Genomic DNA, 19,194 nt, shown 5'->3' with positions numbered 1-19,194 from the left:
TCAGGTTGCCCGACAGGCGAGCAGGTCGCGATCGAACTTCGCAAGCACTGCGTCTTTGGCGATGCACGTTTCAGCGTAACGCCGCGCCTTCACGCCCATCTCGCGTCGCAGCTCGGGCTGCCCCGCCAGCCACTCGATGCGGTCGGCCAACGCCTTGGCGTCGTCCGGTGGTACGAGTGCGCCACATTGCATGACGACCTTCCCCAGTTCGGTGTCGGCATGCGCGGTGGCAATGACTGCGCGACCGCTGCTCAACATGCCGGTGAGCTTGGAAGGCATCACGAGATCGGCAGCGTCGGCGCGTTGCGGCAACAGGTGAATGTCGGCAAGGCCCAACAGATCGCCGAGCCGCTCAAGCGGCTGCAGTTCGATGAACTTGACATTCGGAAGTCCGCTGCAGCGTTGCATCAGGTCAGCGCGCCCCGACCCGTTGCCGCACAGCACGAACACGATACCGGGTACGGCTTTCAAATGACTGGCTGCTTCGGACAGCACTTCCAGCCCTTGCTTGCCGCCCATGTTTCCCGAGTAGAGCGCCACGATCGCGTCGTCGGGAATGCCGAGCTCCGCGCGGTACGGACTAGAGTGGGTCAACGGTCGAATCGCCGAAACATCGACCCAGTTCGGCAGCGAGACAAGCCGTGATGAATCGACGCCCTTGTCGCTTGCGCGCTGGAGCATCCGCTCGGAAATGGTCGACACACGATCGAAGCGACGCATCAGCCAGCGCTCACCGCCCATGACCATACGCCGCACCCATCGGCCTTTGAGAAGACCAAGGTCGAAGGCGGCGTCGACTTCATAGTCCTGGATGTGCAGCCATGCTTTGGCTGAAACGAGTCGTGCGAAAGCGACGGCGGCCGGTGCGCAGAAGAGGGGAGGTTCGGCCAACCAGACCACGTCGGGTCGCCAGCGCCATTGCGCCAGCAACGACGGAATGCTGGCCAGCGCGAAGCTGGCGAGATGAATTACGCGCGTCAGGCCGGTCGGCTTGCGTGGAACCCAAACCGGCGCACGGAACACGGTCACGCCTTGCCATGTTTCACTGCTGTACCGGCCAGCGTGATAGCCGGGCCATACCGCCCATTTCGGATAATAGGGAGGTGCGGTGACAACCCGCACCTCGTGGCCCGCAGCCGCCAACCACGCGGCCATCTCCGCTGAATACTTGCCGATGCCGGTTAATTCAGGTGCAAAGTTAATTCCATAAACCAGGATCTTCACCGCGAAGCGCCTTCAGCGGGCGGACGCGCCAGAGTGTGGCCCGTGAGGCGCGATAACTCGGCAATCATTGAATTCTTGTCGTTGAGGTGGGCGGTGGCACGCTCAAGTTCCATCACCTTCGCACCAACCAGAAACCGATACCAAAACCCTTGAAGTGCGTGATAAACCAAGCCGGAACGGCCGTCGAGAAACCCGAGCTGAAAAACATAACGCCAGATGAAATAAGCAGGGGCGCTGACCGTGAAGGGGATGCGGTTGTACACACGCTCCTTGATCCAGCGCTTGGCCGACGCCTGCGTCGATGCACTGTCTTTGCTCATGCCGTCGTCGTGCGGGAACAGGTTATGCCGCTGATTGAGGATTTCGATTGCTTCGCGCGTCGCGTACTTATTGTGCTTCTGCGTGAAGAAACTCAGGTCATTCAGGTTGTCGTCCGCAAAACTGCCATCGAATGTTTCGGTGCGGCCACCGCGAACGATCACGTGTTCGTCCATCCAGCGATCTTCGACGCGGCCCAGACCACGACGCCATATGCGAAGCAGGACGAGCGGGTAGCGGCCGCCGTGTCGCACCCAGCGGCCCATGAAGATGTGCTTTCGCTTCAGGTTGATGCCGACGACTTCTTTGGGCAGGTGTGGAAGCTTCGTCGCGATCTCGGCCGAGAGATCTGCCTCGATCACTTCGTCGGCGTCGAGCCGCATGATCCAGTCGGCGGTGATTGGCGCGTGGTCGAGCGCCCATTGAAACTGGCGCGCCTGATTGACGAACGGATGAAACAGCACAGTGGCGCCGTGCTGTCTTGCGATTTCAGTGGTGCGATCGGTTGATCCGGAATCGACGACGAACACCTCGCTCGCAATACCCGCCACGCTTTTCAGCGCGCGCTCGATGTGCTGCTCTTCGTTGTGCGTGAGCACGACCACGCACAACCCCAACGTCGCTGTCATTTCAAACGCCTACGTCCTGCACATCCTGCGCAGGACTCTGAGCAGTTGCCGCAACCGACAGGCTGGGCGCGTACTGGCGAATCGCCTGGACCAGATTCTGTGCGACTTGCTCGATGCGAAAGCGCTGCTCGAAACAGCGCCGTGCGGCTGATCTCATCGCGGCCATTTCTGCCGGCGTCGCATCGAGCCAGCGTTGCAGCAGCTGTTGGGTGCCTGGCAGCGTGTCGGTATCGACGAGGCCGGCGGCATCGTCCGCCACTTCGCGCCAGATGTTGACCTTGTCGGAGATCAGCACGGGTCGACCGCAGGCAAGTGCCTCGGCCACGGCGATCCCGAAATTCTCCTGGTGCGACGGCAGGCAAAACACTTCACAGGCATAGAAGGCACCCCACTTGACGTCACCCGAGAGCATTCCGGCCCAAGTGATGCGATTGGCGATCCCGAGTTCCTGGGCACGCGCCTGCAAAGCGTCGACCCAGCCTTCCTGGTCAGGGCCGGCCATGACAAGATGAACATCGGGCGAACGGGCTGCTGCCTGCGCGAAGGCGTCGATCAAAAGATCGCAACCTTTCTTCTCGTGGATACGACCCAGGAAAAGCACGAGTCGCTTTTCGCGCAACGCCGGAAAGGTTTGAAGAAAGCTTTCGGTGAGGTGGCTCGATTCAGCGGGCGGCTCTGAAGTGCCGTAGGACACGACTGCCTCGTCACAGCGGTAGGGCCAGAACGATTCGCGTGCGAGCAATCTTTCTTCTTCGCACGTAAAGAGCACGGCGGCCGCGTTGTGCAAGACCCTGTACTCCGCCAGTGCCCAGTAAAGCGATTTCTTCAGGTGCTTGAGTGGATAGCGTCGCTTGAACCAAGGGTCCAGCATGCCATGCGGAAAAACGAAATAAGGCGGTGCGGCATCGCCCAGCGCACCCAGTGCCCGCAGAGCACCCAGACCGGTGTACTGCCAGAGGCCATTCACGATGACGGCGTCGTAGTCGCTTGCATGCTGGCGGAGCCAGGGGGTGAGCCCAGGCGTGTAGGCATAGGTGGCGCGCGAAGGGCCGAGCGCGTGAATCTTCCCGGGAAACGCTTTAACGAATGGCTCGTCCGGCGCATCGAGCGTAAGGATTTCGCCTTCATGGCCGGCCCGCGACAAGGCGCTTTGTAGGCGGACGACACCTTCGGAAATGCCGCCGCCACGGGGATCGATCGAGGAAACGAGATGCAGGAGTTTCACGCGGCTGGCGACTGAGTGGTGGTTCTGCCCAACTGGTTGCAACACGCAAACAGCGCCGCGATAAACACCGCGACGGCCCAGCGTGCGTCGGCACCAAAGGGGGAGAAAAATAGGTTCCAGAGCAAGTTGACCAAGCCCACATGAAAGTAGAGCGGAAGGCGCGTAGCGAACTTCAAATATCGCTTTATGACGCGGAACGTAAAGGCAATCCAGAAGATGCCGCCTGCCACGCCACTCCACACCAGGGCACCGAAAAGATACGAGTGCGCAGGAATGAGCGCGAGGTCGGTCGCGTCGTCGTTATTCAGGTTGTCGGTGATGCCCAGCTTGTACAACAGCGCCGTGTAGCGCGAGATGTAGCCGGATTTGTCTTGTGCCCACGAACCGTGGCCGACTATCGGTGCGTCGAGGTAGGCCTGGATCGAAATGAGTGATTCAGAACGCCCGGCAAGAAGCAGCCCCACGTCGGCGGAAGCCTGCTGCTTGTATTTGGCCGACACTGTCGGTGCAAGGAACGGGTCCAGCACGCCGGATGAGAAAAACGCTGTCAGGCCGGTGTTCAGCGCCCAAGTTACTGCGATGACGAGCGCCGCGATCTTGAGAGGCCCGAAGCGGCCGGTGAGCCAGCGCTTGAAACTGCGTGCAATGTCGGTGTGCCAAAAAACGTAAGCCGCGAAACCTGCGAGGGGGATCATGGCGAGTGACCGCGCGCTGGCAAGAATGCATGCGACAAAGAAGGCAAGCACCGCGAGGCTCATGAGCAACAGGCTTCGCGCACGGAAGAACGAAAGCCAGACCAAGCCTATGCCGAGTGTGGCGACGCCGTATCCCCATTTCCAGGGCTCGAAGATTTGCTCAGGCGTAGGCGTGAAGATCACATCGACGAAAAGCGTCAGGGCAACGCCCAGCAACAGTGATGGCATGCGCTTTGGGTAGCGATCGAAAAGGATCATCGTCGAGCCGATGGTGGCCGCGAACACGAGGGGTGCCATTACACCCTTCACAGACAGGTTGCGATCGGTCTGGTTGATCAGGTCGGAGATGAACTGCCCCGCACTCCAGAACACCGCGAGACCGATGACAAAAGCGACGTTCCTGTCGACCCTGCGCTTCAACAAGAGGAATGGCAGCGCGACAAGGGCCAGCACCTCGCCGATATAAATCTCGCCGATCACATTGATCTTGACGGCCGCGATCATTCCCATGGCGATCCACATCACGCGGAGCGAAGAGAGCGAGATCGAGATGGGCGATGCGACGGCTGTACTCATTTGGCGGTCCCCGAGAAGTGGTCGCGCCAGGAGCGCTCGAGTTGATGGCGGTACGGATGCCTCCAGCCCACCGCGACGTACGCGGCGACGAATGCCGCAACCGCCATGCCCGTGTTCGTGAGGATGCTCAGGCCCTGAGTCTGGATCCACGCCAGCCAGGCGATGCCGGCGATCGTGACGCAGCCGATCACCACGGCGATCAGTCGGTGATCGCGCGGGATCAATTGCCGCATAGGCACCTTGTATTTGCGGTTGACAAACCACAGCACCATGGCGCTCGACACCAGCAATGCGATGGATGCGCCTGCTGCGACGCCAACGGCGCCCCACAGGTAGCCGAACAACGCACCCAGAGCGGCGTTCAGCCCGGCCATAGTGAAGTGCGCCACGCTGTTCCAGCCCAGTTCGCCCGTCCCGAGGTTGTCGAAATACGCGGGTACTTCCAGATTGTTCAGGAAGTAGGTGCCTATCAGGATGGCGGCGAAGACGATGAACTGCGGTTCGACGTGGCCGATCCAGACTTCCGACACCAACGGTAAAAGCAAGAACATGCCCGCATAGACCGGCAGTGCCAGAAAGAAAACCGTTTCATAGGCACGGACGTAAACGTCACGCAACTTCTCCGGCGACTTCTCCTGAAGTTCAGCGATGACAGGAACGATGACTGCGTTGGCCGAAACGAGAAGCGTCCGAACACGGATGACGAGCTGGCTAGCCATTTCGTAATACGCCGCCGAACTCAAGCCACCAAACCGGCTCATCAGGAGTTTGGTTACCGGGTCGCACAGCATGACGGCGATCATCACGAACTGGAAGTTGAGGCCGTAGCCAAGCATTTCCTTGAAACGCGGCTTCGACCAGCGCCATGGAAGCAGCGGGAGTTCCTTCATCAGGAAACGCAACAAAACCCAGTTGGCGATGCCGACCACAACCCATTGCGCGACTTGCACGCGAGCCAAAGCTTCCAGACCGTACTTGGGCACGAACCAGATGACGCAAACGATCAGGAAGACGTTTCCGCCGATGGAGATGATGTGCCTCAAGCCCGCGCGTTGGCAGCCGTCGATTCCTGCCTGAAACACACCCGCAATGGCCCCGACCCAAACACTCAGCACAGCCCACGGCAGGATGCTGCGTGCTTCGTGGATAGAGGCTGCGGGAAGCGTCCAGTTCAGGATGTGGATGAGCAATGGATAGAGTGCCACCAGCACCGCGCCCATTACCACGGCGATGGTCAACACGGTGGTCTGAACGACTTCCGAGGCACCGACCGGGTCGTCCTTGCCGCGATAACGAGCAACGAACTTGACGACGCCGCCGGTCAATCCGAAATCACTCAGTCGCGCGAACGACGTGCTGGCAAGCAGCACCGACCACAGGCCCAACTGCTCGGCACCGAGGTGCTTGAGCAGATAGCGATACAACAGAAAAAGGATAACGCCGGAGACAAGCACCTGCAGCACGGACAGCGCGGCGTTGCTCGCAAAACGGCGTAGAGAAATCACCATGGGAATGCGCTCAATCTTCCTTGCTGACGGATATCGAGTAGCCGTGTGTCTTCAGTAAGGCATATCGTTTGGCGCGGTCGAGATCGTTTGCCACCATCTCGGCAACCATGACGTCGAGGGTGATTTGGGGCACCCATCCGAGATCCAATTTTGCCAGTGAAGGATCACCCAGCAGTGTTTCGACTTCGGCGGGGCGAAAGTACCGAGCTTCGACTTGTACTAGAACCTGGTCGACCTGGACGGCAGGCGCCTTATCCCCGGTAATCTTGCGAACGATCGCTTTCTCTTCGACGCCTTTGCCGACGAACTCGAGCGTGATGCCCAACTGTTCGGCTGCCTTTGCGATGAACTCGCGCACGCTGTATTGCACGCCGGTCGCGATGACGTAATCGCGTGCCTCTTCTTGCTGCAGCATCATCCACTGCATGCGGACGTAGTCTTGCGCATGGCCCCAGTCGCGCAGCGCATCCAGGTTGCCCATGTGTATGCACTGCTCTAGGCCTTGAGCGATGTTGGCCAGCCCGCGCGTGATCTTGCGGGTAACGAACGTTTCTCCACGGCGCGGGCTCTCGTGATTGAAGAGTACGCCGTTGCAGGCATACATGCCGTAGGCCTCTCGGTAGTTCTTGGTGATCCAGTAAGCGTAGAGTTTGGCCACGCCGTACGGGCTGCGTGGATAGAACGGTGTACTTTCGCGCTGCGGAATCTCCTGAACGAGACCATACAGTTCGCTGGTACTCGCCTGATAGAAGCGGGTCTTGTGCTGCAGTCCGAGGATTCGAATCGCTTCGAGCAAACGAAGCGTGCCCATCGCGTCCACATTGGCGGTGTACTCGGGCGAGTCGAAGCTCACCGCGACATGGCTTTGCGCGCCGAGGTTGTACACCTCGTCGGGTTGGACCTGTTGGATGATGCTCGTGAGATTGCTGGTGTCGGTCAGGTCACCGTAGTGCATATGCAGGCGGCGATCATGATCGGGCGTGTCTTCCAACAAATGATCGATGCGCTCGGTATTGAACGAGGAAGCGCGGCGCTTGATGCCATGCACTTCATATCCCTTTTCAAGCAGCAGTTCCGCAAGGTACGAGCCGTCCTGGCCGGTGATCCCGGTGATCAGGGCTTTCTTCAAAGTCATTGGGCGTGCTCTACAGATTGCGTGGTTTCGATAAAGTCTTCGTAAGCCAGTGCGATGCCGGCTCCGAGTTCGGTACTGGCTTGCCAGCCAAGATTGTTCAGCCTGTCGACGTTCAGCAGTTTGCGCGGCGCGCCGTCGGGCTTGCTCACATCCTGAACGATCTCGCCCTCATAACCGACGACCTTGGCAACCAGGCGCGCAAGGTCGGCGATCGAAAGATCTTCACCTGTGCCGACATTGATGTGGCTGTGCATGACCTCGGTGTTTGCCTTGTACGTGTGCGCGGACAGATCCATCACGTGAATGCAGGCCTTGGCCATGTCGTCGACGTACAGGAACTCGCGCTTGGCGGAGCCTGTGCCCCAGATGACGACTTGCGGCGTTTCAGCCAGCTTCGCTTCGTGGAATCGACGGATCATCGCCGGCAGCACGTGGCTGTTTTCAGGATGGTAGTTGTCGCCGGGACCATACAGATTGGTCGGCATGACGCTTCGATAGTCGGTGCCGTATTGACGGTTGTAGCTTTCGCACAGCTTGATGCCGGCAATCTTGGCGACGGCATATGGCTCATTGGTAGGTTCGAGCGAACCTGACAGCAACGCGTTCTCTGCCATCGGCTGCGGCGCAAGTCGCGGATAGATGCAACTCGACCCAAGAAACAAAAGTTTGTTGACGCCTGCACGCCAAGCTTCATGCACGACGTTGGCTTCCACCATCAGGTTGGAATAGATGAACTCGGCAGGGTAGGTATTGTTGGCGTGGATGCCGCCGACCTTGGCCGCTGCCATGTAGACCTCGTCGACGGCCTCGCTCTTGAAAAAGGCTTTGACCTCGCTCTGGTTGGTCAGATCGAGTTGGCTACGGGTACGCGTCACGATGTTCATGAATCCGCGAAGGTGCAGTTCGCGAACGATCGCGCTACCCACCATGCCGCGATGGCCGGCAACGTAAATTCGCTTCGATGTGTCGGATGGCAAGCTCATGAGGTGCTCCAGGCGGTCGGTTATGCGTGCTTACGCGGCACGGTGACAGGAATGACGACACCGTAGTTGTCGTCGAAGCGCACGATGTCGTCTTTGCCGAGATAGCTCCCGGACTGGATTTCGATCACTTCGAGCGGGATCTTTCCCGGATTCTCGAGTCGATAGACGCTACCAAGCGGGATAAAAATCGATTCGTTCTCGCGCAGCAGAATCGTTTCGTTGTCGCGTGTCACGCGAGCGGTGCCCTTGACGACCACCCAATGCTCGGCGCGGTGGTGATGCATGCGCAGTGAGAGCTTGGCACCAGGTTTGACACTCAGCCGCTTGACTTCGAAACGCTCGCCGTTGTCGACGCTGTCGTACGCACCCCAGGGCCTCGCGACGCGTCTGTGTTCGGTGGCCTGAACCTGCCCGTTGGACACAAGCAGGTTCACGACGTTCTTCACTTGCTCTGCGTTGCTCGCGTGGGCAACGAGCACTGCGTCCGGTGTGTCGACGATGATGAGATCGTCGGTGCCCAGCGCAACGACTGGACGGTTCGGTGCATGGATGAACGTGTTGCGAGAGTCGACCGAAAAGCCGTGACCATGCACCCGGTTTCCGTCAGCATCTTGCGGATAGAGCTCTGCAACTGCGTTCCAGCTGCCCACATCGCTCCAGACCCCTGCGAACGGGACGACCGCGACGTGGTCGCACTGCTCCAGCACCGCATAGTCGATGCTCTGGCTGCGGCAACTCTCGAATGCGCTTCGGTTCATTCGCAGGAAGCTGCCATCCTGCTCAGGCGCAGCGGTGGCCAATTTGCAGGCTTCCAGAATGTCTGGCGCGTGTGCGCGCAGGGCATCTACCAGGACGTTGGCCCTGACCAGCACGATGCCCGCATTCCAAAAATTCCCGCCGGCCAATACCAACTGAACGGCGTCCGCAGCCACCGGTTTTTCGATGAAGGCATCGACACGGCGCGCGATCGCCATGTCGCCGTCCAAACCGAGCGCGTCGCCTTGGCGGATGTAGCCATAGCCTGTGCTCGGAAAAGTAGGGGCCACTCCGAACGTGACGATGTTGCCCGCCATCGCAGCTTCAATGCCGCTGCGCACCGTAGCGGCGAAGCCTTCGGCATCGGGGATGTGGTGGTCGGCCGGTGCAAACAACATCAACTGATCCGGCTCACACAGCAGGGCAGCGATAGCCATAGCAGCAGCTGTGTTGCGTGCGACAGGTTCGAGCAATTGGGTGCCGTGCACTGCCGCTGCATCGATCGCTTCCTGGACAAGGAAGCGATGCTCTTCTGCAGCGACGCACATCACTTCGGCGTTGAGTACACGCAGTCGTTCCAACGTCAGCTGCAACAGGCTCTTGCCATTGAGCAAAGGTGCGAACTGCTTGGGAAGCGCCTTGCGCGACAAGGGCCAAAGCCGGGTCCCTGCGCCGCCACACAAGATGACCGGCTTGATTGGATTCATCGCGATCCGTCTCCAGTAATCACAGTCTTGACTGTCCGAACCAGAATCTGGACGTCGAACATCAAGGACCAGTTATTGACATATTGCGCATCGAGTTCGACGCGCTTGGCGTAAGACAGCTTGTTGCGCCCGCTCACCTGCCACAGACCTGTGATTCCAGGGCGCATCGAGCAGTAGTGTGGCCAATGCTTGCCATACAACGAACGCTGACGTTCCATGCAAGGGCGCGGGCCGACGAGGCTCATGTCACCCTTCAACACGTTCCAGAACTGCGGAATTTCGTCGAGGCTCAGTTTGCGAATGAATTGCCCCAGCGGCGTGATGCGTGGATCTTTCTCGAGCTTTTGAAAGGTGTCCCATTCTGTGCGGGCCATGTCATTGCGACTCAGGTAATCGTCGAGTACTTCTTCCGAGTTGTGCACCATAGAGCGAAACTTGTAGAAGCGGAACCGCTGGCCTCTTTCGCCAAGCCGGTTTTGCCAGAAATGCACGGGTCGCCCCATGCTGACCGCTACGCAAAGTGCAACCAGGAGGTACAGCGGGCCGAACAAGGCGAAGAAAACGAGCGCGCCAAGGACATCGACAGCGCGCTTGGTGACACGCTGAGCAGTGCTAAGCCGCTTGGGCTGGACCGGGGCCGGGAAGGCGGGCGAACCGCCGCCTCCTGGCGTCGGGCGCCGCACGACATTGCCATCTGCGTTCGAGTCGGTACGAAACATGAAAGTCCCCCTAAAAAGGGTTTCTGCCCACCAGCGCGGCAGTGTAACGCTTTACTACTATACGAAAGAATTCGAACACATCCGCTTGGGCTTGTGTTGTCAGCAAATGCCGTACATCTTCCGACCAACATCGGAGAACTACCCTCTGCCCACAATGTCGCAACGGGTTGATGCGCCGCAACATTCGATGGAATTAGTGTAGTCCTTTTGTATGACAAGATGTTAATGGGGCTGGACAAAAAATGTTGCTTTGGCGCGCCGTTATGCCAATTAGTTCTCGTGGATTACCCGTATCGACTCAAAACCTTGTGAGGGAACAAATCGGGCCGAAACGACTCTCCACTGGCTGTATGTCTCGGCAGCGGGCTACAGCCACGTCTTTGCCGGTCATGGAGCTAAGCGAGTGATAAGCCATTGAGCGACAGATTGCCTTTGCAGCACCCGTGCCCGACCAGCGCGGCCAGTGTTCATGGCTGGCCTCAAACAAAAAAAGGGCGGCAAGTGCCGCCCTTTCGGTAAAACGGAAAGCGCTTTCTTAGCGCGCCGAGTCGATTTGCTGAACGGCTTGCTCGAACGGAAGCGTCATGCCGGCAAGGTCGCGACGCGTCTCGACCAGTACCAGCGAACCTTCTTCCAGCACCACCGCGGGTGGGCGAGGACGCGGCACGTGCGCCGGCCGCGGCTCCGCAGCCATGGCTGCCTGTGCCTGGGCGATCCGTGCGGCATCGGAGTTCACCCAATGCAGTCCGGAGCCTTCGGCGACCTGCGCCAATTCCGCAAGAGGTAGTTCGAACGGTTGAACCTTCGGCAGAGCGCGTGAAGTTTGAGGAGCGGTCGATGCCTTCACGGGTGCAGGCGCCGGGATTGCTGCTGGCGCTGGTACCGGCGCCGTAGCGATTGCGGTTGTTTCAGCAACACCGCCCGCCGATTGCGGCGTCTCAGCGGCAAGCGCTGGTGCCTGGGCTGCCGCTGCCCGGAAGGGAGCAAAGTACGACGTCGGTGCAAGTGGCTCGGCTCGCTCGTCAGACGACTCGGCGTGCGCGAGCGACTCCGGAGCAAGCGCAGTAACGCCAGCCTCTTCCGCGCCTTCGCGTGGCGCCCTTTCGCGGCGGTCACGACCGAACCGGTCGCGCGAGCGGCCGCGACGGTCGTCGCCTTCGCGCCGTGGCGCTTCGCTGCCGATCACGTCGCCCTGTTGATTGGCGTCGGAGGGTTCGACCATCAGTTCAGGGTTTGCTCCTTGAGCCGCGTCCTCGCTAGGGCGAGCGCCGTCTTCAGGTCGCCGTTCACGGCGGCCCTCACCCCGCTCACCGCGTTCACCGCGGGACGACCGCTCGTCGCCACGTCCCCCGCGCGTGCTGCGCTCGCCGCTCGGAGCGCCCTCGACGCTGCCATCGGCGACGGCGTCGTTCGGCGCATCGGTGCCTCGATCACGCGGCGCATCTGCATTGCGATCGTTTCGATCGCCACGGTCGTTGCGGTCCGAGCGATCGCGACGCTCACCGCGTCCACGCGGCGCGCGTTCGGATGGCGCTGCGCCGGGTTCACCAGCCAGTGCTTGCGGCGTCGCTGCCGCACCCTCAAGCGCGGTGCCTTCCAGGGTTTCAGGGGCATCAGCGCGCACTTCTGCATCGCGGCGTCCGCCGCGACCACGACGTTCGCCGTCGCGAGGGCCGCGGCCTTCGCGTGGTTCCCGTGGTTCGCGTGCCTCACGCGCTTCGCGAGGCTCCCGGATTTGCGCTTCGCTGCGCACTTCGGCTTGACCTTCGCGCGGCTCGCGGCGTTCTCCGCCTTGACGCTCTCCGTCGCGACGCTCACCGCCGCGTCCACCGCGGCGCTCGCCATCGCGACCATTACCCCGGTCGCGGCCTTCGCCACCGCGTCCACCGCGGCGCGGCTCGCCTTCACGCGCTCCGCGGCTTTCGCCATCGCGGGACGGACGTCCGTCGCGACGCGCCGGCTTTGCCGCTTCCACCGGAATGACGGCAGGTGCTGGTGCTGGCATGGGTGCTGCTGGAGCGGCAAACCAGCTCTTGAGCTTGGCAAAGAAGCCGGTTTCTGCAGGCGCCTTGGCAATTACAGGAGGCGCGACCGGGGCTGGCGTTGCCGCCACCGGAGCCGCGACGGGTGCTGCGCGCACGACCTCAGGTTTGGGCACTGCCACCGGAGCGGGTGCATCGGGCAGCACGCCCTTGATGATCGGCGTTTGCTTGTTGGTCGGCTCTTGCGAGCGACGCGTGACCGAAGTCGGATCTTCGATTTCTTCGGCCATCTTGTAGCTGGCTTCGATGTGGTCGAGGCGCGGGTCGTCGTGCTTCAAGCGCTCGAGCCGGTAGTTCGGCGTTTCGAGCGTTTTGTTCGGCACCATCAGCACGGTCACGCGCTGCTTGAGTTCGATCTTGGCGATTTCGGGGCGCTTTTCGTTCAGAAGGAACGAAGCGACTTCGACCGGCACTTGAACGTGCACCGCGGCCGTGTTGTCCTTCAGACATTCTTCCTGAATGATCCGCAGGATCTGCAGCGCGCTGGATTCCGTATCGCGGATGTGGCCCGAGCCGCCGCAGCGAGGGCAAGGAATCGACGAGCCTTCGCTCAGTGCCGGTTTCAGGCGCTGACGGCTCATTTCCATCAGGCCGAACTTGCTGATCGAGCCGAATTGAACACGCGCACGGTCTTGGCGCAGCGCATCGCGCAGGCGGCTTTCGACTTCGCGGCGGTTCTTCGACTCGTCCATGTCGATGAAGTCGATGACGATCAGCCCGCCCAAATCGCGCAGGCGCATCTGGCGAGCCACTTCATCGGCGGCTTCGAGGTTGGTGCGGGTGGCGGTTTCTTCGATGTCGCCGCCTTTGATGGCTCGGGCCGAGTTGACGTCGACCGACACCAGTGCTTCGGTGTGGTCGATCACGATGGCGCCGCCGCTCGGCAGTTGCACTGTGCGGGCATACGCCGATTCGATCTGGTGCTCGATCTGGAAGCGCGAAAACAGCGCCGCGTCGTCGCGGTAGCGCTTTACGCGGGCTGCGTGCTCGGGCATGACGTGCGCCATGAACTGCTGCGCCTGCTCGTAGATGTCGTCGGTGTCGATCAGGATGTCGCCGATGTCGTGATTGAAGTAGTCACGAATAGCGCGGATGACAAGGCTCGACTCTTGATAGATCAGGAAGGCGCCCTTCGCGCCCTTCGATGCGCCGTCGATGGCCGTCCACAGCTTGAGCAGGTAATTCAAGTCCCACTGCAGTTCAGGTGCGGAGCGGCCGATGCCGGCGGTGCGGGCGATGATGCTGGCACCCTTCGGGTACTCCAGCTGGTCCATGTTTTCCTTGAGCTCAGCCCGATCTTCGCCTTCAATGCGACGCGAAACGCCACCGCCACGCGGGTTGTTCGGCATCAGCACGACATAGCGGCCGGCCAGCGAAATGAAGGTGGTCAGGGCAGCGCCCTTGTTGCCGCGTTCTTCCTTTTCAACCTGAACGACCAGTTCCTGGCCTTCACGGATAGCGTCCTGGATGCGGGCCTGGCTGGCCGACACGCCTTCGGCGAAGTATTGCTTGGAGATTTCCTTGAACGGCAGAAAGCCGTGGCGGTCTTCGCCGTAGTCGACAAAGCAGGCTTCGAGCGACGGCTCGACCCGCGTCACGACTGCTTTGTATATGTTGCCTTTACGCTGCTCACGTCCTTCGATTTCGATCTCGTAGTCGAGGAGCTTTTGCCCATCGACGATGGCCAGGCGGCGCTCTTCAGGCTGCGTGGCATTGATCAACATCCGCTTCATATTGGGTTGTCCTTGTTCGTATCGTTCTGACCGGCTCATGACGAGCCAACGATGCACTGACGACGCCTGCGAAACGAAGGAATTGCCGCTTGGCCCCGAATGTCCCAGCCTTCCGCGACGAGCGCGGTCAGCCGTTTGAGCGTCAGCTCAACGACAAGCGGGGTGGGGGCGCGTGGATGGGTGCGAGCCAGATTCGGTGTTGACTTGCCATCGGTTCGACGGCGGGGTGCGCAAGGGTGGCGCGCGCTGCAGGCGATTCAATGCCCGAGGCCACTGGCCAACCGGGCATTAGCCAGGTGGGGCAGCGCAGGCAGATCTGAATCAGCAGCATCAACACAAGGGACTCGCTTCGATCCGCAAAAAGCTGGAAGGCTATTTGCTGGGTATTCCGTATCGGTGTTTCGTGGGCATCGGCTTGACTTGGATGTTTTGCCCGCCGCCCTGCGCCGTTGCGCTTGGCTTGCGAACTCAACACCAAAGCGGCATCGACCTCACAACGCGGGTTTGGGTGCTCTAAACTTCTGTCTAATCAAGCACTTACATGACCGCGCTGGTGAAAAACATTATAGGTGTGAAGCCGGCCTCCGCGGCCACTGAAACGGGCTCGCTGGATTCGGTTGTCAAATTTTTGACAGTCGATGAAGAGTCGGCCGGGCAGCGACTCGACAACTTTCTGTTCCGCCATTTGAAGGGCGTGCCCAAGACCCACGTCTACCGGATCATCCGCTCCGGCGAAGTGCGTATCAACAAGGGCAGGGCGCAAGCCGAGACCCGGATCGGATTTGGCGATGTGCTGCGGCTACCGCCGGTGCGCATTTCTGCACGCGTGGAAGAAAACGCAGCAAGGCCCGCGCCGGGACGGCAGTTTCCGGTGCTGCTGGAAGACGACGCCTTGCTCGGGATCGACAAGCCTGCCGGCGTGGCGGTGCATGGCGGCAGCGGCGTTAGCTTCGGCGTCATCGAACAATTGCGCAGCGCGCGCCCGACGGCGAAGTTTCTGGAACTCGTGCATCGGTTGGATCGCGACACGTCCGGAATTCTGCTGGTCGCAAAAAAGCGAAGCGCGCTGACCGCGTTGCAAGAACAATTTCGCGAACGTGAAACTGGCAAGACCTATCTGGCGCTCGTCGAAGGAGCCTGGCCTGCCAACAAGAAGGTGCTGGACGCGCCGCTCGCCAAATACCTGCTGCCCGGCAAAGACGGCGCGCCGGAGGCTGGAGAGCGCCGCGTGCGGGTGGTTGCCAAGGACCATCCGGATGCGATGCGCGCCGTCACGCTGGTGCGCGTGCTCGCGCGGCTCACGTTGCCTGGAGATGCGGCACCGGTGTCGCTGCTAGCCGTGACAATCAAGACCGGACGCACCCATCAGATCAGGGTTCACCTGGCTTCGGCTGGCCATGCGATCACGGGCGACGACAAGTACGGCGAATCCGACCGACAGCGCGCTTTGGCGAAACTCGGGCTGAAGCGAATGTTTCTGCATGCCTGGCGTCTTCAATTCACACATCCGGCAAGCGGCGAGCGCGTTTCACTGCAGACTGATCTTCCCCCCGAACTTCACGCGCTGATGCCGCCATCGGCGCTCGACGCACTCGCCCAACATCCGACCCCGACATCCGACGCATGACCGATTCCATCAATTCGCACGCCTCCAGACTCCTCCGCTTCGACCTGATCGCCTTCGATTGGGACGGCACGCTCTACGACTCCACGCGTCTCATCGCGCGCTGTATCCAGGCGGCGGTGATCGACGTCGGCGGTGCCAAGCCGAGCGAGGACGACGCGGCCTGGGTCATCGGCCTGGGGCTTGCGGAAGCGCTGGCGCGCGCCGCTCCCGACGTTCCGAAAGAAAAGTACGTCGAATTGGGTGCCCGCTACCGATATCACTATCTGCAGCACCAGGACGATCTGGTGCTCTTCGATGGAGTGCTGGAGATGATCGACGCGCTGCGCACGCGCGGCCACAAGCTCGCGGTCGCCACCGGCAAGTCGCGTCGCGGATTGAACGATGCGCTGGCAACGGTAGCGCTGCGCGATCGCTTCGACGCCTCGCGCACGGCCGACGAGACTGCGGGCAAGCCGCATCCCCGCATGTTGCTCGAACTCATGGAAGAACTCGACGTTGCCCCTGGGCGCACCTTGATGATCGGTGACACGACGCACGACCTTCAGTTGGCCATCAACGCGGGCTGTGCCAGCGTCGGCGTGAGTTATGGCGCCCATGAACCGGCGGCGTTCGATGCGTTCAAGCCTCTCCACACTGCGCATTCGGTTGCGGACCTGCAGGGGTGGCTGGCAGCCAACGCATGACCCGGGCGATTCCCTTGTGCAGCTCGTCCGACCTCGTGGAAGGCGACCGTGCCGTGCCGTTCGATGTCGTCTATGCCGGCGAGACCTGCCGTGGCTTCGCGGTCCGCTTCGATGGTGTGCCGCATGCCTACTTGAATCGATGCAGCCATGTCGCGATGGAAATGGACTTCCAGCCCAACCGATTTTTCGACGACAGCGGTCAGTGGCTGATGTGCGCAACGCATGGTGCCGTTTATGCGCCGCACACTGGGGAATGCGTCGGTGGACCGTGCCGCGGTGGCCTCGTCAAGATCACCCTCGGCGAGAGTGGCGGCGTGGTGCACTGGCATACTGATTGGAACCTGCAACCTCTGGCCTTTTAAGCCGTTTTCCACATGACCGACCCGAACCGCACGGAACCTGAAGGTTTTGAGCCTTTTGATCCCGCAGCGCCCGTTCCACCTCCCCACAGCGCTCCGAAGAACACAGGCAGAGGCGATCCGACACAGACGATCGGTTGGGAGCGCGCGACACTCGAGAAGCTTGCCTTCGCATCGTTGAAAGAGCAAAAGGCGACGCGCCGCTGGAAGACGTTCGTGCGGCTGAGCTGGTTGCTCTTTTTCATCTTCCTGGTGTGGTTTGGAGTGTCGCGCGCCACGCCGACGACCGCCAAGACCACGTCGCACACGGCAGTCGTAGAGATCAAGGGCGAGATCGCCAACGGCGCCGATGCGAGCGCCGAATTCGTGGTCGCTGCGATGAAGACCGCGTTCGAGGACGATGGAGCGAAGGCGGTGGTGCTGCTGATCAACTCGCCCGGCGGTAGCCCGGTGCAGGCCGGCATCATCAGCGACGAGATCAAGCGGCTGAAGGCCAAGTACAACAAGCCTGTGTACGCCGTAGTTGAAGAGACTTGTGCCTCGGCTGCGTACTACATCGCTGCGGCAACCGACAAGATCTTCGTCGACAAGGCAAGTATCGTCGGCAGCATCGGCGTGCTGATGGACGGTTTCGGTTTCACCGGCACCATGGAGAAGTTCGGTGTCGAGCGACGTTTGATCATTTCCGGCGAGAACAAGGGCTTTCTCGATCCGTTCAGCCCGGTCAACGACGCGCAACGCGCTCATGCGCAGCAACTGATCGACCAGATCCACGAGCAGTTCATCAATGTGGTGAAGACCGGCCGCGGTGATCGGCTCAAGCTGAGCACCCCGGGCCTGTTCAGTGGCTTGTTCTGGAGCGGTCAGCAAGCCATCGATCTGGGCCTGGCCGACCAGTTGGGCAATGTCGATTACGTGGCGCGCGAAATCGTGAAGGCCGAAGAAGTCATCGACTACACGCGCCGCGACAACGTGGCCGAGAAGCTCGCCAAGAAATTTGGCGCTGCGATGGGCGATGCCTCCGTTCGTGCGCTGCATACAGTCCCTGCACTGCGATAAGTTGCGCTGAAAGCCGCGTCAAGCCAAGTTCGGTCGCTTGCAATTTCAGCGGCCGTCGGCGTATCGGGCTGATGCCGCCAGCGCCACGGCGAACACGACGACGACATACAAAGCCGCAGTCAGAGAGCCGAGTCGGGCAAGCAGGCCGATCACCGGTGGCCCGGCCATGAATCCCAGATAGGCTGCAGCCGATACGGTTGCGATGCCGCGCGCAGGTTCGACGCCGGGCACGCGTGCCGATGCGGAAAACAGGATCGGCACGACGTTGGCAAAGCCCACGCCTACGCCAGCAAAGCCGACCAGAGCGAGCCACGGCATCTCGGTGATCAATACGACGGACATCGATGCCGCTGCCAGCAGCGCACTCCAGCGCAGCAGAACGGCCGGCGCGAAACGAGCGCGCATGGCATCTCCAGCAAAACGCGCGGCCGCCATCGCTCCCGAAAAGCTCGCATACGCGAGCGCCGCCTGCTGCTGCGGGCTGCCGAGCTCCTGCTGAAGATAGAGCACGCTCCAGTCGTATATGGCGCCTTCGGCAATCAATCCGAGCGCGGCCAGCACACCGAGGATCACGAGTGCGCCGTGCGGCAGTCGAGAGCCCGGTTCAGGCGGTGCGCTTGTCGCGGGCGCCTTCGGAGACATCCAGGCTGCGGACAAACCGATGCCGAGCGCCATCACGGCCGCTACCAAGATCAGGTGCCAACGCGGCGGCAAACCCGCAGCGAGCGCTGCGCTGCCGCTGACGGCGCCTGCCATGCCGCCGAGACTGAACATGCCGTGCATGCCGCTCATCAATGTCTTGCCGCTGCGCAATTCGAGTTGCGCGGCTTCGGTGTTGATGGCCACATCGAACACGCTCGTCACGAGGCCGAAGCCGGCCAGCAACAGCAGCAGCGACGTGTAGCCGGGCATCGAGAGCAGTCCGGCCAGCAGCAGCGCATAGACGCATCCGCACAGCGCGCCAACGATCCCCGCGCCGTACCGGCCGATGAGGCGGCCTGCCTGCGACAAGCCGGCCAGCGCGCCGAAACCGGCGGCGAGCATGGCAAAGCCCAACTGCGCCTCGTCGATGGCGTAGTGCGCCTTTACGGTCGGCACATGGACGCCCCATGTCGCGAAGATGAACCCGGAGAAAAAGAACTGCGAGCGGATCGCCCAACGTGTGATGGCGGTGACGCCTTCGACAGCCCGATCGATGGTCGATGCAGCACCCAAC

The 19,194-nt window shown here is 61.2% G+C and carries 15 protein-coding genes; 4 read left to right on the top strand and 11 right to left on the bottom strand.

Going from position 1 to position 19,194, the window contains the following annotated elements:
• The 10 genes from H7F36_RS21925 to H7F36_RS21880 form a co-directional block, all read right to left on the bottom strand.
• The gene (locus tag H7F36_RS21925) at nucleotides 1-1,224 is read right to left on the bottom strand and encodes a glycosyltransferase WbuB (RefSeq protein ID WP_187052748.1); all 1,224 of its coding nucleotides are present in this window, start codon (nucleotides 1,222-1,224) and stop codon (nucleotides 1-3) included.
• The gene (locus tag H7F36_RS21920; RefSeq protein WP_187052747.1) at nucleotides 1,221-2,171 is read right to left on the bottom strand and encodes a glycosyltransferase family 2 protein; all 951 of its coding nucleotides are present in this window, start codon (nucleotides 2,169-2,171) and stop codon (nucleotides 1,221-1,223) included. Before H7F36_RS21920 ends, H7F36_RS21925 begins: the two co-directional genes overlap by 4 nt.
• Before the next feature lies 1 nt (nucleotide 2,172).
• Nucleotides 2,173-3,396: a glycosyltransferase gene (locus tag H7F36_RS21915; protein ID WP_187052746.1), complete on the bottom strand. Its 1,224-nt coding sequence runs from the start codon at nucleotides 3,394-3,396 to the stop codon at nucleotides 2,173-2,175.
• Nucleotides 3,393-4,667, bottom strand: coding sequence for a hypothetical protein (locus tag H7F36_RS21910; protein ID WP_187052745.1), 1,275 nt, complete (start codon nucleotides 4,665-4,667; stop codon nucleotides 3,393-3,395). Before H7F36_RS21910 ends, H7F36_RS21915 begins: the two co-directional genes overlap by 4 nt.
• On the bottom strand, nucleotides 4,664-6,175 hold the full coding sequence (locus H7F36_RS21905; RefSeq protein WP_187052744.1) for a lipopolysaccharide biosynthesis protein: 1,512 nt from the start codon (nucleotides 6,173-6,175) through the stop codon (nucleotides 4,664-4,666). The genes H7F36_RS21910 and H7F36_RS21905 overlap by 4 nt, the downstream gene beginning before the upstream one ends.
• Before the next feature lie 10 nt (nucleotides 6,176-6,185).
• Nucleotides 6,186-7,310, bottom strand: coding sequence for a GDP-mannose 4,6-dehydratase (gmd, locus tag H7F36_RS21900; RefSeq protein ID WP_187052743.1), 1,125 nt, complete (start codon nucleotides 7,308-7,310; stop codon nucleotides 6,186-6,188).
• Entirely contained in the window at nucleotides 7,307-8,293 is a 987-nt protein-coding gene (locus H7F36_RS21895) for a GDP-L-fucose synthase family protein (protein WP_187052742.1), read from the bottom strand. Before H7F36_RS21895 ends, gmd begins: the two co-directional genes overlap by 4 nt.
• A 20-nt stretch (nucleotides 8,294-8,313) precedes the next feature.
• Nucleotides 8,314-9,756, bottom strand: a complete 1,443-nt coding sequence (locus H7F36_RS21890) for a mannose-1-phosphate guanylyltransferase/mannose-6-phosphate isomerase (RefSeq protein WP_187052741.1) — start codon at nucleotides 9,754-9,756, stop codon at nucleotides 8,314-8,316.
• Nucleotides 9,753-10,475: a sugar transferase gene (locus H7F36_RS21885; RefSeq protein WP_187052740.1), complete on the bottom strand. Its 723-nt coding sequence runs from the start codon at nucleotides 10,473-10,475 to the stop codon at nucleotides 9,753-9,755. The genes H7F36_RS21890 and H7F36_RS21885 overlap by 4 nt, the downstream gene beginning before the upstream one ends.
• 535 nt (nucleotides 10,476-11,010) lie before the next feature.
• A complete protein-coding gene (locus H7F36_RS21880; protein ID WP_187052739.1) occupies nucleotides 11,011-14,250 on the bottom strand; it encodes an Rne/Rng family ribonuclease in 3,240 nt (1,079 codons plus the stop codon).
• Nucleotides 14,251-14,803: 553 nt separating this feature from the next.
• On the opposite strand from H7F36_RS21880, the gene H7F36_RS21875 reads away from it, so the two are divergent.
• The 4 genes from H7F36_RS21875 to H7F36_RS21860 are packed head-to-tail and all read left to right on the top strand — an operon-like array spanning nucleotide 14,804 to nucleotide 17,978.
• Nucleotides 14,804-15,877 (top strand): RluA family pseudouridine synthase, encoded by a 1,074-nt coding sequence (locus tag H7F36_RS21875; RefSeq protein WP_410003053.1) that lies wholly within the window; start codon nucleotides 14,804-14,806, stop codon nucleotides 15,875-15,877.
• Nucleotides 15,874-16,560 carry an HAD family hydrolase gene (locus H7F36_RS21870; protein WP_187052737.1) on the top strand — a complete coding sequence of 229 codons (687 nt, stop codon included), beginning with the start codon at nucleotides 15,874-15,876 and terminating at the stop codon, nucleotides 16,558-16,560. The genes H7F36_RS21875 and H7F36_RS21870 overlap by 4 nt, the downstream gene beginning before the upstream one ends.
• Nucleotides 16,557-16,922 (top strand): Rieske (2Fe-2S) protein, encoded by a 366-nt coding sequence (locus H7F36_RS21865; RefSeq protein ID WP_187052736.1) that lies wholly within the window; start codon nucleotides 16,557-16,559, stop codon nucleotides 16,920-16,922. The genes H7F36_RS21870 and H7F36_RS21865 overlap by 4 nt, the downstream gene beginning before the upstream one ends.
• 12 nt (nucleotides 16,923-16,934) lie before the next feature.
• Complete coding sequence (locus H7F36_RS21860) at nucleotides 16,935-17,978, top strand: S49 family peptidase (protein WP_187052735.1); 1,044 nt, start codon at nucleotides 16,935-16,937, stop codon at nucleotides 17,976-17,978.
• Nucleotides 17,979-18,023: 45 nt separating this feature from the next.
• On the opposite strand, the gene H7F36_RS21855 is transcribed toward H7F36_RS21860, so the two are convergent.
• On the bottom strand, nucleotides 18,024-19,193 hold the full coding sequence (locus H7F36_RS21855) for an MFS transporter (RefSeq protein WP_261802437.1): 1,170 nt from the start codon (nucleotides 19,191-19,193) through the stop codon (nucleotides 18,024-18,026).
• Between the last annotated feature and the right edge of the window lies 1 nt (nucleotide 19,194).

It is taken from the genome of Variovorax sp. PAMC28562 (genome assembly GCF_014303735.1).
In the GTDB taxonomy this organism is placed as follows: domain Bacteria; phylum Pseudomonadota; class Gammaproteobacteria; order Burkholderiales; family Burkholderiaceae_C; genus Variovorax.
This window is presented reverse-complemented; position numbering and strand designations above follow the sequence as displayed.

Excerpts from the sequence above, each read along its gene's own strand:
- gmd (WP_187052743.1), bottom strand. The coding sequence starts at position 7,310 with ATGACTTTGAAGAAAGCCCTGATCACCGGGATCACCGGCCAGGACGGC.
- H7F36_RS21890 (WP_187052741.1), bottom strand. The coding sequence starts at position 9,756 with ATGAATCCAATCAAGCCGGTCATCTTGTGTGGCGGCGCAGGGACCCGG.
- H7F36_RS21885 (WP_187052740.1), bottom strand. The coding sequence starts at position 10,475 with ATGTTTCGTACCGACTCGAACGCAGATGGCAATGTCGTGCGGCGCCCG.
- H7F36_RS21865 (WP_187052736.1), top strand. The coding sequence starts at position 16,557 with ATGACCCGGGCGATTCCCTTGTGCAGCTCGTCCGACCTCGTGGAAGGC.
- H7F36_RS21905 (WP_187052744.1), bottom strand. The coding sequence starts at position 6,175 with ATGGTGATTTCTCTACGCCGTTTTGCGAGCAACGCCGCGCTGTCCGTG.
- H7F36_RS21880 (WP_187052739.1), bottom strand. The coding sequence starts at position 14,250 with ATGAAGCGGATGTTGATCAATGCCACGCAGCCTGAAGAGCGCCGCCTG.
- H7F36_RS21860 (WP_187052735.1), top strand. The coding sequence starts at position 16,935 with ATGACCGACCCGAACCGCACGGAACCTGAAGGTTTTGAGCCTTTTGAT.
- H7F36_RS21895 (WP_187052742.1), bottom strand. The coding sequence starts at position 8,293 with ATGAGCTTGCCATCCGACACATCGAAGCGAATTTACGTTGCCGGCCAT.
- H7F36_RS21870 (WP_187052737.1), top strand. The coding sequence starts at position 15,874 with ATGACCGATTCCATCAATTCGCACGCCTCCAGACTCCTCCGCTTCGAC.
- H7F36_RS21920 (WP_187052747.1), bottom strand. The coding sequence starts at position 2,171 with ATGACAGCGACGTTGGGGTTGTGCGTGGTCGTGCTCACGCACAACGAA.
- H7F36_RS21910 (WP_187052745.1), bottom strand. The coding sequence starts at position 4,667 with ATGAGTACAGCCGTCGCATCGCCCATCTCGATCTCGCTCTCTTCGCTC.